Origin of the sequence: Burkholderia sp. BCC1998, assembly GCF_905339875.1 — a bacterium.
In the GTDB taxonomy this organism is placed as follows: domain Bacteria; phylum Pseudomonadota; class Gammaproteobacteria; order Burkholderiales; family Burkholderiaceae; genus Burkholderia.
The window spans coordinates 200495-215733 of sequence record NZ_CAJPHE010000009.1 but is presented as its reverse complement, the minus strand read 5'-3'; the positions used below and the strand labels follow the sequence as shown (position 1 = coordinate 215733).

Here is a 15239-nt window from a genome sequence, read left to right as displayed (position 1 = left end):
GCCGCCTCAGCGCCGGTTCGAGCGCGACACCACGTCGATCCACACGGCCAGCACCAGCACCGCGCCCTTGACGATCATCTGCCAGTACGCGTCGACGTCGAGCATCGACATCCCGTTGTCGAGGCTCGCCATCACGAGCGCGCCGATCAGCGCGCCGTAGACGGTGCCCGACCCGCCGCGCATCGACGTGCCGCCGATGAAGCACGCGGCGATCGCGTCGAGCTCGCCCATCGTGCCGGCCGACGGCGAGCCGGCCGCGAGCCGCGCGGTGTTGACGATGCCCGCGAACGCGCACATCAGCCCCATCAGCGCGAAGATCGCGAGCTTCACGCGATCGGTGTCGACGCCCGACAGCCGCGTCGCCTCCAGGTTCGAACCCACTGCATAGATGCGCCGGCCGAACACGGTCTGCGTCGCAATCCACGAGAACGCGCCGAGCAGCGCGAGCAGCAGCAGCACGGGCACCGGAATGCCGCCGTAGCGGTCGAGCGTCGCGACGAACGCGAACAGCACGGCCCCAGCGCCGACGACCTTCGCGACGTCCTGCCACAGCGGCGCGACGGCGAGCCGGTAGCGGTGCCGCGTGGCGCGCTGCCGCAGCACCAGCAGCGCGACGAGCGCGAACAGCAGCACCGCGAGGCCGTCGCCGGCCGCGCGCGGCAGATAGCCCTGGCCGATGAACACGAAGCCGTCGGACACCGGCGCGATCGTCGAGCCGCCCGTCACGCCGAGCAGGATCCCGCGAAACGCGAGCATCCCGCCCAGCCCGACGATGAACGACGGCACGCGCCGGTAGGTCGACCACCAGCCGTTGAACAGCCCGGCCAGCACGCCGAGCGCGAGCACAGCCGGCACCGTCACGGCGACCGGCCAGTGCCGATTGACGTCGAGGATCGCCGCGACACCGCCGAGCAGCCCGAGCAGCGAGCCGACCGACAGGTCGATCTCGCCCGCGATGATCACGAACACCATGCCGCACGCGAGCATCCCGGTGATCGACATCTGCCGCAGCAGGTTCGACACGTTGCGCGGCGTGACGAACGCGCCGTCGGTCAGCACCGAGAAGAACACCCAGATCGCCGCGACCGCGAACAGCAACGCGAGGACCTTGTAGCGCACGAACACCTGGCGCAGCGGATGGCCGTGCGTGCGACGCGCGTCGGCGCCCGGCGGCACGGCGGGAGAAGAAGACAGTTCGGTATTCATGGCGCACTCGCTGCAATGGGTTCGGACGGCTGCCGCGCGGGTTTCAGCGCGGCGCCGAGGATCTGTTCCTGCGTGAGACCGTCATTGACGAAATCGCCGCGCAGCTCGCCTTCGCCGATCACCAGCACACGATCGGCGAGCCCGAGCACTTCCGGCAGCTCCGACGACACGACGATCAGCGCGACGCCGCGTTTCGCGAGCGCGAAGATCAGCCGGTAGATCTCGGCCTTCGCGCCGACGTCGACGCCGCGCGTCGGTTCGTCGAGGATCAGCACCTGCGGGTCGGCCAGCAGCATCCGCGCGAGCACGGCCTTCTGCTGGTTGCCGCCGGACAGGCTCGCGATCGGCAGGAACGGGTGTGCCGCGCGCACCGACAGCCGCTGCATCTCGGTGTGGATCGCATCGAGCTCGGCGGCCGCGTCGATCCTCCCGCGCGCGGCGAACCGGCGCAGCACCGACAGCGTAATGTTGTGGCCGACCCCGAGTTGCGGCACGATCCCGTGGCGCTTGCGGTCCTCCGGCACCATCGCGATGCCCGCGCGGATCGCATCGGCCGGCGAGCGGATCGCGAGCGGCTGGCCGTTCATCCGCACGGTCGCCGTGCTCGCGCCCGGATACGCGCCGAAGATCGCCTGCATCAACTCGGTGCGGCCCGCGCCGACGAGCCCGGCGACGCCGAGGATCTCGCCGCGCCGCACACTGAACGACACGTCGTCCACGCGCTTGCGTCGCGGGTTCGCCACGTCGTGACAGGTCACGTTGCGCGCCTCCAGCACGACGTCGCCGATCTCGTGCGGCTCGCGCGGATACAGGTTGCGGATCTCGCGGCCGACCATCATCGCGATGATCCGGTCGGTGGTCAGCGCACGCATCGGCTCGGTCGCGACATGGCGGCCGTCGCGGATCACGGTCACCGTGTCGCACACTGCGTCGACTTCGTCGAGCTTGTGCGAGATGTATACGCACGCGACGCCGCGGCGCTTCAGGTCGCGCACGATGTCGAGCAGGATGCGCGTCTCGGCGGCACTCAGCGACGACGACGGCTCGTCGAGAATCAGCAGCTTCGCGCGCTTGTTCAGCGCCTTCGCGATCTCGATCAGCTGCTGATGGCCGCCGCCGTAGTTCATCACCGGCTGCGCGACGTTGATCGCGTCGATCCGCAGCTCGCGCAGCAGCGCTTCCGAACGCCGCACCATCTCCGCATAGTGCATGCGCCCGCCGGGCAGCGTGATCTCGTTGCCGAGGAAGATGTTCTCGGCGACCGACAGCTCGGGCACCAGCATCAGTTCCTGGTGGATGATCACGATGCCCGCGCGTTCGGTGTCACGCACGCCGGACGCAACGAGCGGCGCGCCTTCCCAGCGGATCTCGCCGTCCCACGTGCCGTGCGGGTAGACGCCCGACAGCACTTTCATCAGCGTCGACTTGCCGGCGCCGTTCTCGCCGCACAGGCCGACGCACTCGCCGGGGCGCACGGTCAGGTCGATGCCGTCGAGCGCCTTCACGCCGTCGAATGCCTTGACGATGCCGCGCATCGTCAGCAAGGGTTCGGTCATACGTTCATTGCCTCGCAGTGCGCACGCGGCCGGACCATGTGCGGCCGCACCTCGCCGGCCACGTGCATCATGCCCATCGAGCGGTTACTGGCTCGCGAGCTGGGCCTGGGTGTAGAAGCCGTCCTTCACGACGACGTCGACGTTGCGTTTGGTCAGCAGCGTCGGCTGCAGCAGCACCGTGTCGACCTTCATCTTGCCGTTGTCGTATTGCGCGTTGAACGCGGGCTTCGTACCCTTCGCGAGATCGACCGCGAGCTTCGCGGCTTCGCTCGCGATCAGCTTCAGCGGCTTGTAGACGGTCATCGTCTGCGTGCCGGCGATCACGCGCTTGACGGCCGCGAGGTCCGCATCCTGCCCGGACACCGGCACCTTGCCGGCCAGATGCTGCGCGGCGAGCGCCTGGATCGCGCCACCCGCGGTGCCGTCGTTCGACGCGACGATCGCATCGATCTTGTTGTTGTTCGCGGTCAGCGCATCCTCGACGATCCGCAGCGCGGTCGATGCGCTCCACTCCGGCACCCACTGCTGGCCGACGACCTTGATGTCGCCGCGCTCGATCGCCGGCTTCAGCACCTTCAGCTGGCCCTCGCGCAGCATCTTCGCGTTGTTGTCGGTCGGCGCGCCGCCGAGCAGGAAATAATTGCCCTTCGGCTTCGCGTCGAACACGCCCTGCGCCTGCAGCTCGCCGACCTTCTGGTTGTCGAACGAGATGTACGCGTCGACGTCCGCGTCGAGGATCAGGCGGTCGTACGACACGACCTTGATGCCGGCCTTGCGCGCTTCGGCGACGACGTTGCCGAGCGTCTTCGAATTGAACGGCACGATCACGATCACGTCGACGCCGCGCGAGATCAGGTTCTCGATCTGCGAGATCTGCCGCGCCTCGCTCGCGTCGGCCGACTGTACGGATACCTTGGCGCCGAGCTTCGTCGCGGCCGCGACGAAATAGTCGCGATCGCGCGACCAGCGCTCGACGCGCAGGTCGTCGATGCAGAAGCCGATCTCGGGCTTGTCCTTGCTCGCATGCGCGAGCGGCGCGCCCAGCGCGAACATCGCCAGCGCAGCGGCGCCGGCAAGCGAACTCAATACGGTACGACGCGTCACGGATTTCATTGTCTCCACTCCTTGTTATCGAACTTGTCGAACTACCTCACGAACATCGGGCAGGCGCGTGAGTGCGCCGCCCGCATCGAGTCCTCGCAACGCGCGGCATCGTGCGATGCGAACCGCGCGCGCCATCCACGCGTCACGCACCCGTCGCGAACACCGGTTCGAGCGCGCGATAAAGCGCACGAAACGTCGGCCGCCGCATGTCGCGATACCACGCGTGCCGCGCGAGATCGGGCTCGCGCACCGCGACGACCGGCGGTCGCGGGCACACGTCGCCGAGCGGCGTATCCGGTTCGAGCGCGAGGCGAGCAAGGCGCGCGGCACCGAGCGCCGGACCGACCTCGCCACCCGCGCGCAGCGTCAGCGCGCGTCCGCTCAGGTCGGCGAGCATCTGCGTCCAGTAAGCGCTGCGCGAGCCGCCGCCGATCACCGTGATGCCGGCGGGCTCGAGCCCGGCCGCATGCAGCGCGTCGATGCCGTCGAGCAGCGCGAAGCCGACGCCTTCGAGCGTCGCGTTCGCGAGATCCGCGCGCCGGGTATCGGGTGTCAGCCCGTAAAAGACGCCCTTCGCATTCACGTCGTTGTGCGGCGTGCGCTCGCCGCTCAGGTACGGCAGGAACCACGGACGGGTCGCGCGCGCGTTCGCCTCGGCATCGGCGAGCAGCGCCGCGACGCCGTCGTAACCGGTCAGTTGCGCGGTGAAGTCGACGCAGCCGGCCGCGTTCAGCATCACCGACATCAGGTGCCACGTATCGGGCAGCGCATGACAGAAGCTGTGCACCGCCGATTCGGGGTTGGCACGAAACCCGTCCGACACCGCGAAATACACGCCCGACGTGCCGAGCGACAGCAGTGCATCGCCGGGCCGCACGATCCCCACGCCGACCGCGCCGGCCGCGTTGTCGCCGCCGCCGGCCACCACCGGGATCTCGCGCAGCCCGAGTGCGCGCGCGACGGCCGGCAGCAGCGTGCCCGTCACGCGGTTGCCCTCGAACACCGCCGGCATCTGCGCGCGCGACAGCCCGCACGCGCGGAGCAGCGTGTCGTCGTAGTCGCGCTTCGCGACGTCGAGCCACAGCGTGCCGGCGGCATCCGACGGATCGGTTGCGAACGCACCGGTCAGCCGGTAGCGCAGATAATCCTTCGGCAGCAGCACGTGCGCGATGCGTGCGAACACATCGGGCTCGTGCCGGCGCACCCACAGCAGCTTCGGTGCGGTGAAGCCCGGCATCGCGACGTTTCCTGCCACCGTGCGCAGCGCGGGCGCGAGCCGCTCGAGTTCCGCGCACTCCGCATCCGCGCGGCCGTCGTTCCACAGGATCGCGGGACGCAGTACGTCGCCATGCGCGTCGAGCAGCGTCGCGCCGTGCATCTGGCCGGTGAGCCCGAGTGCGGCGATGTCGCGCGGATCGATGCCGCCCGCGCTGGCATCGGCGACGACCGCGGCGAGCGCGCCGCAGGCGGCGTCCCACCAGTCCTGCGGCGCCTGTTCCGACCAGCGCGGCCGCGGCCGGCTCACCGTCAACGGGTGGCTCGCGCTCGCCCGCACCGCACCGTCGCGGTCGAGCAGCACCGCCTTCACGCCCGACGTGCCGAGATCGAGTCCGAGATACATGGCGTCAGCGCAGCCCGTAGATGGCCTGGTTCACGATGTTCTCGAGCCGCTCCTGCGCGCCGCTCGCGTGCCGCGGGTCCACGCCGCGCGCGAGCGCGTCATCCGCGAGCGACTGCAGCGTGTAACCGCCCGACAGGATCTTGCGGCCGAACGCGTCGTCCCACTGCGCGTAGCGCTGCCGGCGCAGCGCGTCGATCCGGTCGTTCTCGACCAGCACCGCCGCGCGTTCGAGCGCGAGCGCGAGCACGTCGATCGCGCCGACATGGCCGTAGAACAGGTCTTCCGGATCGACGCTCTGGCGCCGCACCTTCGCGTCGAAGTTCATCCCGCCGGTCGTGAAGCCGCCGTGGCGGAGCATCTCGTAGAACGCGAGCGTCAGCTCCTCGACGCTGTTCGGGAACTGGTCGGTGTCCCAGCCGTTCTGCGGATCGCCGCGGTTCGCGTCGACGCTGCCGAACACGCCGAGCGCGAACGCGTTCGCGATTTCGTGATGGAACGAATGACCGGCGAGCGTCGCGTGGTTCGCCTCGATGTTCACGCGGATTTCGTTCTGCAGTCCATACTGCACGAGAAAGCCGTGCACGGTCGCGACGTCGTAGTCGTACTGGTGCTTGGTCGGCTCCTGCGGCTTCGGCTCGATCAGCAGCGCGCCCGTGAAGCCGATCCGGTGCTTGTGCTCGACCACCATCGACAGGAAGCGCGCGAACTGCTCGCGCTCGCGCTTCAGGTCGGTATTGAGCAGCGTCTCGTAGCCTTCCCGGCCGCCCCACAGCACGTAGTTCTCGCCGCCGAGCCGGTGCGTCGCGTCGAGCGCGTGGCACACCTGGGTCGCGGCCCACGCGAATACGTCCGGGTTCGGGTTCGTCGCGGCGCCCGCCGCGAAGCGCGGGTGCGAGAACAGGTTCGCGGTGCCCCACAGCAGCCGCACGCCGCTCGCCTGCTGGCGCTCGCCGAGATAGTCGACCATCCGCGCGAAATTGGCCGCGTATTCGCGCAGGGTGTCGCCTTCCGGCGCGACGTCGGTGTCGTGGAACGTATAGAAAGGCGTGCCGAGCTTCGTGAAGAACTCGAATGCCGCGTCCGCCTTCATGCGCGCACGTTCGAGCGCGTCGCCAGGCTGCTGCCACGGCCGCTGGAACGCGCCCTGCCCGAAGATGTCGTGCCCCGGCCACACGAACGTATGCCAGTAGCAGACGGCAATCCGCAGATGCTCGGCGAACGTCTTGCCGAGCACGCGCTTCTCGGCGTCGTAATGGTGGTAAGCCAGCGGGTTGTCCGACTGCGGGCCTTCGTAGCGAATCGCGGGAATGTGTTCGAAATACGACATGGCGTCTCCGTGCAGGGTCTTGTTGCGGCGCAACGCGCGTCGCGACGACGACGCACGCGGCCGAATCCGGTTGGCTGGATCGTGCCCGCGCGCCTGCCGGCCGGCAATTGCGAAATTGCGCAGCATGCTTAACGTTTCTTGCCAGCCGCTGCGCGCGGTGCGCGTTCCGGCCTACAATCGCCGGACACCAGAGCATCGCGCGGCACCGTCCGCGCGCCCCGGAGACAACGGCAAGACGCCCGAGCGGCGCCCGCCCCGAGACCGACATGACCCGCGCCTCTTCCGCCCAGACACCGCACCGCATCGCGCTGCTGTTCAACGCGAACAAGGTCTACGACCGCGAGATCATCAGCGGCATCGGCCAGTACCTGCACACGACGCGTGTCGTGTGGGACCTGTTCCTCGAGGACGACTTCCGCTGCCGGCTCGCCGGCATCGAACGCTTCGACGGCGACGGCATCATCGCGGACTTCGACGATCCGGCCGTCGCCGACGCGCTCGCCGGCTCGCCGCTGCCGATCGTCGCGGTCGGCTCGTCGTACGAGGATCCCGCGCAGTATCCGCACGGCGTCCCATATATTGCGACCGACAACCCGAAGCTCGTGTCGCTCGCCTATACGCACCTGATCGGCGCGGGGCTCGCGCATTTCGCGATGTACAGCCTGCCGGTCGCGCAGGAGAACCGCTGGGCGCAGCAGCGCGAGCTCGCGTTCGATCGCCTCGCGCGCGCGGACGGGCTCGACGCGCCGATCTACCGCGGCCTGTCGACGAGCGCGTCGGGCTGGAATCACGCGATCGAGCAACTGATCGGCTGGCTGCATGCGCTGCCGAAGCCCGTCGGCGTGATCGCGGTCACCGATGCGCGCGCGCGGCATCTGCTGCAGGCGTGCCTGATCGCCGGCATCGCGGTGCCGGAACAGGTCGCGATCATCGGCATCGACAACGATCCGCTCACGCGCACGCTGACGCGCATTCCGCTGTCGTCGGTGATCCAGGGCACCGAGGAAATGGGCCGCACCGCCGCGCACCTGCTGCACCGGATGCTGCGCGGCGCGCGTTTTCCCGGGCAGCGCATCCTCGTGCCGCCGGTCGGCATCAACGTGCTGGAATCGACGCGCCACCAGCCGCTCGCGAGCCCGCACGTGATGCGCGCGCGGCATTTCATCCGGCAGTACGCGTGCCAGGGGATCAAGACCGAACAGGTCGCCGACTATGTCGGCGTGTCGCGCTCGCTGCTCGAAGAACACTTCCGGCGCGAACTGCAGCGCACCGTGCACCAGGAAATCCTGCGTCACAAGCTCGAGGCCGCGCAGGCGCTGCTCGCGAGCCGCAACGCGTCGAGCGCGGAAGTCGCGATCCGCTGCGGCTTCACGTCGTTGCAATACATGTACGCGGTATTCCGCCGCGAACTCGGCTGCACCCCGCGCGAATACCAGGAGCGCACCGCGCCCGCCCACTGAATTCACCGCTCACGAGCGAACCCACTCATGCATATCGACACCGACTCTCCCCGCCCGGCATCCGACGCGGGCCGCATTCCGTCCGAACCGTGGGGCACGCTGCCCGGCGGCGATCCGGTGCGGCGCTACACGCTGCGCAACGCGCACGGGATGCGCGTCGTCGTCAGCGATCTCGGCGCGACCGTCGTGTCGTGGCTCGCCCCCGACCGCACCGGGCGCTTCGCCGATATCGTGCTGGCGCACGACACGCCGGCCGACTACGTCGAGTCGGGCGCCTACCTCGGCGCGACGGTCGGCCGCTGGGCGAACCGGATCGCGAATGCGCGCTTCGCGCTCGACGGCGTCGACCACACGCTCGACCGCAACGAGAACGGCAACCTGCTGCACGGCGGCGCGAGCGGCTTCCACCGCGCGCGTTGGGACGTGGTCGACGACCGTGGCGGGCTGACGCTGCGGCTCGATTCGCCGGAAGGCGATGCGGGATTTCCGGGCAACGTGACGGTGCAGGTGCGTTACACGCTCGACGACGACGGCACGCTGACGATCGACTACGCGGGCGTGACCGATGCGCCGACGCCGCTGAACCTGACCAATCACAGTTACTTCAACCTGAGCGGGCGCGCGGGCAGCGACGTGCGCGGCCATCTGCTGCAGATCGACGCCGACGCGTTCGTCGAAGTGGACGATGCGCTGATCCCGACCGGCACCGCCGACGTGACGGGTAGCGCGTTCGATTTCCGGCAGAGCGCGCCGCTCGGCGCGCGCCTCGATTGGCCGCATGCGCAGCTCACGCGCGGGCGCGGCTTCGATCATTGTTATGTGCTGCGCGAGCCTGGGCGCGGCGTGCGGCCCGTCGCATCGATCTACGATCCGGAAAGCGGTCGCGAACTCGCCGTGTCGACTGATCAGCGAGGGCTTCAGCTGTATACGGGCAACTATCTGGACGGTGTGCGCGTCAGCGGCGGCGGGTCTTGCGTACGACATGCGGCGCTGTGCGTCGAAGCCGGGTGCTTTCCGAACCAGGTCAACATGGACGCGTTGCGCGACGAAACCATCCTTCGTCCGGGCCGGACCTATCGCCAGACGACGCGGTATCGGGTCGGCGTTCGCGGGTAGCGGTAGCGGACACGTCGGGTCGGGCCGGGTCGGGTCGCATGCGAACGCGCCAGTCCGCAAACTGCCATGTACACCGGTCGGCATGCCCGCTCCGAAATCACGTCAGCCGGTATACGGAATCCGTCCAGGCAGCGGCCGCCTGAGGTTTATCGTTTATCCGCCGCGATGCGGTCCCAGAGGATCCGGATCCGTCGCTGAACATGGCGCGAGACGCGCCGGCTGGCGCGTCGCGCGAAAGCATCGCCAGCACGCAAACCTGTGTCAGACTCCCATGTGCGATCGAGCGTCCGTGCGCAGTCGGCCGGCGCCGGATTTCATTCAACTCTTGCGGGTTCCTTACGGATGTCTGAAGAATACGAAGTTCATGGCCCTCACGACCATGCGGTGGAACATCATGCGGCTCACGGCGGCGATCAAGGTACGTCGCGCATCGCCGTGCTGACGGCCGTGCTTGCCTGCTTCGGTGCGATATCGGCCTACCAGAGCGGTGCCGACGAAAGCCTCGCGCTACTGTACAAGAATGACGCCGCGATCCGGAAAACCGAGGCTGCGAACCAGTGGGCCTACTATCAGGCGAAGGGCAACAAGCAGAACCTCGCCGAACTCGGCGCGGCGTTGAGCCCGGACGCGTCGCCGCAGCGCAAGCGGTTCGAGGCGGACGCCGCACGATACCGCGCCGACAAGGAACCGATCCGAGCGCAAGCCGAGGCGCTCGAAAAGGAAGTCGAGAAGAACAACGCGGCCAGCGAGGCGCGGATGCACCGACACCATCGGTGGTCGCAGGCGACGACCGTCATCCAGATCTCGATCGCGCTGGCGGCGATCACGATCCTCACGCGCCGTTCATGGATGCAGGGTCTGTCGATCGGCGTGGCCGCGATTGGCATCGTGATCGCGGGGCTGGCGTTCTTTGGGGTTTGATCGACGGCGAGGCCGTCGCAGTCCGGTCATATCCCGACCATGCCGTGTTGCCTACGTGAAGCCACGCGCGCATCGGACCCAACGTGCTCCCGGCGCGGCGATCATCGCCGTGGTCAGCGGGGCTTCATGCAGTCAGACGGCTCAGGATTCGCCACGAACGGCACCTGAGAAAAAGCACGACTCTGCGCCGGGCGCAAGATTGATCCGCCTGTCTCTCCTCACCGTCCCCACGCCTGTCGCCAGATAGTAGGCAACGCACGCGTTCTTTGCGTGGGCATCGGCGGCTGCGCTACGCTCGATCCGGCCTCGTGTCGAGGCCGAAATTTAAGCGCTTAAACCGATGGAGCCCGCGATCCTGCGATCGATCGACCGGGCCCGATACTGGAGGATGACGATGAACAGACGATCGATGTTGCGCTGGAGTGTCTCGACCGCGGCGCTCGCGTGCGTCGACCTGGCCGGCGCGTTGCCGGCCGTCGCGCAAGGCGTCGCGCGCGCCGCAGGCAGCGCGGGTATCCCGTTCGCGATGGGCGCCGACGTGTCGACGCTGCCGGAACTCGAGGCGCACGGTGCACGGTACTTCGACCGCGGGCATCCGCGCGACTGCCTGAAGATCCTGCATGCGCATGGCGTCGATTCGATCCGCATCAAGGTGTGGAACGATCCCGGCAATCCGCATTTCTTCCCCGCGAACCAGAGCGATGCGGCCGGCTACAACGACGCGGCCCATGTCGTGGCGCTCGCGAAGCGCGCGGCCGCGCTCGGCACGCGCATCCTGATCGACTTCCACTACAGCGACTGGTGGGCCGACCCCGGCAAGCAATACCCGCCGCATGCATGGGCCGGCAAGAATCTCGCCGATACGTGCGCGCTGCTGTCCGCCTATACGACCGACGTGCTGCGCCAGCTTCAGCGCGCCGGCGTGCGGCCCGAGTGGGTGCAGATCGGCAACGAGATCACGGGCGGCATGCTGTGGCCGCTCGGCCGCTACGACCAGTGGGATAACCTCGCGCAACTGCTGAAGACGGGCCACGATGCGGTGAAGGCCGTCGATCCGCGCATCAAGGTGATGCTGCACATCGACAGCGGCGGCGACAACGCGAAAAGCCGCTGGTGGTTCGACAGCGCGACGCAACGCGGTGTCGCGTTCGACGTGATCGGCCTGTCGTATTACCCGCAGTGGCAAGGCGCGCTCGACGACTTGCGCACCAACGCGAACGACCTCGCCGTGCGCTACGACAAGGAACTGATCGTCGTCGAGACCGCGTATCCGTGGACCACCAGCGACGGCGACTCGGAGCCGAATGCGATGACGAACACGGGCTCGACCGCGTTCCCGCCGTCGCCGGCCGGCCAGGCGCAGTTCCTCGCGGCGGTCGTCGATATCGTGAAGGGCGTGCCGGGCAATCGCGGCAAGGGCGTGTTCTGGTGGGAGCCGGAATGGATCCCGACACCGGGCGTCGGCTGGAAGCTGGGCGCGGGCGATCAGTGGGACAACAATACGCTGTTCGACTTCCACGGCAATGCGCTGGCGTCGCTCGACGCGTATCGCAAGCGTTGACGCTTCACGGCATCGTCGATTCACCGCACCGGCGCATCGTGCGTCAGTGCGGTGGGTTGAAGCGGTGTCGTGCGGGCGGTGTGGTGTCGCTTGTGTCGCTTGTGTCGCTTGTGTCGCTTGTGTCGCTCATACCGCTCGCTGCGCCGTTCCGCTCACACCGCCCCGCTCGCCGCGCGCATCCAGCGCGAGCAGCACGCACGCCACGAGTGCGAGCCCGCAGCACCCCGCGAACGTCGCGCGATAGCCGAACAGGTCGACGCACGCCCCCGACAGCACACCCGACGCGATCGAGCCGACGCGCGCGGTGCTGAAGAACATCGCGGTCGCGGTACCGGGGCGCGTGGGCATCAGGTCGCATACGCGCGTCATCCCGAGGCACGACGTGATCGCGACCACGCAGGCGCTCAACAACTGCAGCGGCAGGATCAGGTCGACTCGCGTCACCGCCACGAGCCCGATGAAATACGCCGCATGCACGACCGCGCATGCGGTCAGCCAGCGTGCCTTGTCGAGCCGCGTCGAGCGGATGCCGAGCCACAGCATCATCGGAATCTCGAGCAACGCGGCCAGACCCAGCGCAGCCGACACGTTCGCCGGCGTGCCGCCGAGCCCGCGCACGATGTACAGCGGCAGCACGATCATCGTCGCGTTCGCCGCGAGCCCCATCAGCGTGAGCGCGACGAGGGTCCGCAGCACGCGTGCGCGCGGCGCGACGACGACCGACGCAGCATCGCCCGACGACGCCGGAGCGTAGTCGACCGCGCGCACGTGAACGGCGGCCGGACGCCGCGCAGGCTCCGGAATCCGCGCGACGATCGCCGCGCACGCGACGAAGCCCGCCGAAGCCGCGAGAAAGAGCCCGGTGAAACCCGTCTGCGCGAGGATCATTGCGCCGAGTGCGGGCCCGAACACCCACGCGACCGACAGCATCGTGCGCAGCGCGGCCGACGCGAGCTCGCGCTGTGCATCGTCATCGACCGGCAGCACCGCGCGCGCGAACGAGAAGATCTGCGACAACGACACGGCCCCCGCGCCGAGCAGGATCGTGCCGGCCGCGATCACTGGCCCGTGCGCGCGTAGCACGCACAGCAGCGCGAAGCCGAGCGCGGCAGCGGCGAGCGATACGACGAGCAACGGCCGGTGGCGGTCGCGGCGATCGGACCAGCGTCCGGCCCACGTGCTGGCGACGACACCGCTCGCCGCGATCAGCGTCATGAATACGCCGGCCAGTGACGGCGACATTGCTGCCGCCTGCACGCCGAACAGCGACAGGTACGGCGCCGTAAACGACATCGCGAAGCCGAGCATCAGCGCCGCCGCGGACAGCGGCACGAAATGCGCGATCCCGGCGAGGCGCGCGATACGTGACCGCAGCGACGGCAACGACTGCATCGCGTCAGTCCGGCTCGACCCATGCGGCGACGTCGACCGCGCCGAGTTCGCGGCCGCCGAGCACGAAACGCGCACCGTCCGGCGCGGGCAGCGTGCACGTTGCGTCGCCGTAGTTGAACGCGAACACGACGCGCCCGCGCCGGCGCAAGCGCACGCCGTCCGGCAATGCACGCACCGGCAGTCCGGCGTCGCGCGCGCAGCGGCCGACGATCGCACGCAACAGCGTGCGATCGAAGCAGGCGGTCGCCATCGTCACGTGGCCGCGCCGCACGAGTGCGGGCACGCCGTCGTCGCAGGCCGCGAGCACGTCGATGCCGGGCTCCGCATCGAGGTCGACGTGATCGCGCCATTTCAGCGCATGGCCGTCGACGCCGTCAAACGAAACGCGCGGCGCGAGCGACGGCCGCAGCGACTCGACCTGCGCGATGCGCATCGGCAGCACGTCACGCAGCTTGCCGGGGGCGAGGCCCGGCGCGATCGCGAAGTCCGCGGTGCGCGAACCCGTGCGCGGTCCGAACAGCCACTGCGCATCGCCACGCGCGGCCTGCTCGACGATGCGATCCGTGACGACCGGCAGCGTCGGCGCGACGACGAACGCATAACGCGACACGTCCGCACCGGCCGCGACGATATCGACGTCGATCCCGAGTTCGCGCAGCGCGCGATACCAGTCGAACGCATGTTGCTGATAGTCGAAGTCGGCGCCATGCGGCTGGATCCGGATCATCCAGTCCGCCTCGTAGTCGAACAGCAGCGCGACGCGCGCCGGACGCTCCGAACCCGCGAAGCACCCGGGATCCAGCGCAGCCAGTTCACGCGCGACGCGCGCCACTTCGTGGCCGCCCGGCGACAGCCGGTCGTCCGGCGCGTTGAGCCCCGAATGCAGTTGCTCCTGCGCATGCGGATACTGCCGCCAGCGGAAATACGATACGAGTTCCGCGCCATGCGCGAACGCTTCCCATGTCCACAGCCGCACCGCGCCGGCATTCGGCACCGGGTTGTACGGTCCCCAGTTGACGGGCCCCGCCTGTTGCTCCATCACCCACATCCGGCCGTTGCCGACGCCGCGATACAGGTCGTGCGAGAACGCCGACACGTCCGGGTGCCCGGTGCGGGCCCAGCGCCGCTTGTCGGATTCGTCGAGCGGCAGCACTTCGGTGCGCGGCACCGGGTAGCTGTCCCACGCGGCCACGTCGAGGCCGCCGCGCGCGAACGCGTAGTGATCGAACTCGGTGAAAAAGCCCATGAAGTTGTGCAGCACGTCGCGGCCCGGTGCGTGCGGGCGGATCGCATCGACCTGCACGGCATGGAACCGCGCGACCTCGTCCGACTGATAGCGGCGGAAGTCGAGCAGATGCGCGGGATTCGCATCGGTCGGCGTATGGCGCGGCAGTTCGATCTCGTCGAAGCCGCGATACTCCATGCTCCAGAACACGTTGCCCCACGCGCGGTTCAGCACGCCGATATCGCCGTAGCGCACCGCGAGCCACGCGCGAAAACCTTCGAGCGCCGCGCGCGTATAACTCGGCAGCGTGTTGTGGCAGCCGAGCTCGTTGTCGGTCTGCCATGCGATCACCGCCGGATGCGCGCCGTAGCGCCGCGCCATCGCGTCGACGATGCGCACGCAGTGCTCGCGATACACGGGGCTCGCGATGTCGTAATGGCGACGCGAGCCGAACTGCCACACGGCGCCGTCCGCGCCGACGGGCAGGATCTCCGGATGACGATCGACGAGCCATTTCGGCGGCGCGGCGGTCGGCGTGCCGAGCACGATCTTCAGTTGCTGGCCGGCGAGCGTGTCGATCGCTTCATCGAGCCACGCCCAGTCGTAGCGACCCGGTTCCGGCTCCATCCGGCTCCACGCGAATTCGGCGATCCGCACGCGGGTCAGGCCCAGTTCGGCCATCCGCCGCGCATCGCGCTCCCATTGTTCGAGCGGCCAGTGTTCGGGGTAATAGCAAACGCCGAGGTGCAT

Annotated in this window: 11 protein-coding genes; 4 read left to right on the top strand and 7 right to left on the bottom strand. The window is 68.8% G+C overall.

All coding sequences use genetic code 11. From position 1 onward, the window contains the following. Positions 1-6 precede the first annotated feature (6 nt). From U5A56_RS18245 to xylA, 5 genes are all read right to left on the bottom strand, one after another. Positions 7-1206 (bottom strand): sugar ABC transporter permease, encoded by a 1200-nt coding sequence (locus tag U5A56_RS18245; RefSeq protein ID WP_321923824.1) that lies wholly within the window; start codon positions 1204-1206, stop codon positions 7-9. Then, positions 1203-2762: a D-xylose ABC transporter ATP-binding protein gene (xylG, locus tag U5A56_RS18240; RefSeq protein ID WP_321923822.1), complete on the bottom strand. Its 1560-nt coding sequence runs from the start codon at positions 2760-2762 to the stop codon at positions 1203-1205. The genes U5A56_RS18245 and xylG overlap by 4 nt, the downstream gene beginning before the upstream one ends. A gap of 84 nt (positions 2763-2846) precedes the next feature. Further along, positions 2847-3875 carry a D-xylose ABC transporter substrate-binding protein gene (gene xylF, locus U5A56_RS18235; protein WP_044844281.1) on the bottom strand — a complete coding sequence of 343 codons (1029 nt, stop codon included), beginning with the start codon at positions 3873-3875 and terminating at the stop codon, positions 2847-2849. 133 nt (positions 3876-4008) lie between these two features. After that, positions 4009-5487, bottom strand: coding sequence for a xylulokinase (gene xylB, locus U5A56_RS18230; RefSeq protein WP_321923820.1), 1479 nt, complete (start codon positions 5485-5487; stop codon positions 4009-4011). A 4-nt stretch (positions 5488-5491) separates the two neighbouring features. Then, entirely contained in the window at positions 5492-6814 is a 1323-nt protein-coding gene (gene xylA, locus U5A56_RS18225) for a xylose isomerase (RefSeq protein ID WP_321923817.1), read from the bottom strand. A gap of 266 nt (positions 6815-7080) precedes the next feature. On the opposite strand from xylA, the gene U5A56_RS18220 reads away from it, so the two are divergent. The 4 genes from U5A56_RS18220 to U5A56_RS18205 all read left to right on the top strand — a co-directional run bounded on the left by U5A56_RS18220 (position 7081) and on the right by U5A56_RS18205 (position 11872). Beyond that, the gene (locus U5A56_RS18220; RefSeq protein ID WP_044844283.1) at positions 7081-8274 is read left to right on the top strand and encodes a XylR family transcriptional regulator; all 1194 of its coding nucleotides are present in this window, start codon (positions 7081-7083) and stop codon (positions 8272-8274) included. A 27-nt stretch (positions 8275-8301) separates the two neighbouring features. Then, complete coding sequence (locus tag U5A56_RS18215; RefSeq protein ID WP_321923815.1) at positions 8302-9390, top strand: aldose epimerase family protein; 1089 nt, start codon at positions 8302-8304, stop codon at positions 9388-9390. Positions 9391-9732: 342 nt separating this feature from the next. Further along, entirely contained in the window at positions 9733-10311 is a 579-nt protein-coding gene (locus U5A56_RS18210) for a DUF4337 domain-containing protein (RefSeq protein ID WP_124646205.1), read from the top strand. A 394-nt stretch (positions 10312-10705) separates the two neighbouring features. Next, entirely contained in the window at positions 10706-11872 is a 1167-nt protein-coding gene (locus U5A56_RS18205; protein WP_321923813.1) for an arabinogalactan endo-1,4-beta-galactosidase, read from the top strand. A gap of 126 nt (positions 11873-11998) precedes the next feature. Here the strand turns inward: U5A56_RS18205 and U5A56_RS18200 are convergent, their stop codons facing one another. Then, entirely contained in the window at positions 11999-13264 is a 1266-nt protein-coding gene (locus U5A56_RS18200) for a sugar efflux transporter (RefSeq protein ID WP_321923811.1), read from the bottom strand. 4 nt (positions 13265-13268) lie between these two features. Beyond that, positions 13269-15239, bottom strand: a complete 1971-nt coding sequence (locus U5A56_RS18195) for a beta-galactosidase (RefSeq protein ID WP_321923809.1) — start codon at positions 15237-15239, stop codon at positions 13269-13271.

Bases quoted from the DNA above. Each gene is read 5' to 3' on its own strand.
- U5A56_RS18245 (WP_321923824.1), bottom strand. From the start codon at position 1,206: ATGAATACCGAACTGTCTTCTTCTCCCGCCGTGCCGCCGGGCGCCGAC.
- xylG (WP_321923822.1), bottom strand. From the start codon at position 2,762: ATGACCGAACCCTTGCTGACGATGCGCGGCATCGTCAAGGCATTCGAC.
- xylF (WP_044844281.1), bottom strand. From the start codon at position 3,875: ATGAAATCCGTGACGCGTCGTACCGTATTGAGTTCGCTTGCCGGCGCC.
- xylB (WP_321923820.1), bottom strand. From the start codon at position 5,487: ATGTATCTCGGACTCGATCTCGGCACGTCGGGCGTGAAGGCGGTGCTG.
- xylA (WP_321923817.1), bottom strand. From the start codon at position 6,814: ATGTCGTATTTCGAACACATTCCCGCGATTCGCTACGAAGGCCCGCAG.
- U5A56_RS18220 (WP_044844283.1), top strand. From the start codon at position 7,081: ATGACCCGCGCCTCTTCCGCCCAGACACCGCACCGCATCGCGCTGCTG.
- U5A56_RS18215 (WP_321923815.1), top strand. From the start codon at position 8,302: ATGCATATCGACACCGACTCTCCCCGCCCGGCATCCGACGCGGGCCGC.
- U5A56_RS18210 (WP_124646205.1), top strand. From the start codon at position 9,733: ATGTCTGAAGAATACGAAGTTCATGGCCCTCACGACCATGCGGTGGAA.
- U5A56_RS18205 (WP_321923813.1), top strand. From the start codon at position 10,706: ATGAACAGACGATCGATGTTGCGCTGGAGTGTCTCGACCGCGGCGCTC.
- U5A56_RS18200 (WP_321923811.1), bottom strand. From the start codon at position 13,264: ATGCAGTCGTTGCCGTCGCTGCGGTCACGTATCGCGCGCCTCGCCGGG.
- U5A56_RS18195 (WP_321923809.1), bottom strand. From the start codon at position 15,239: ATGCACCTCGGCGTTTGCTATTACCCCGAACACTGGCCGCTCGAACAA.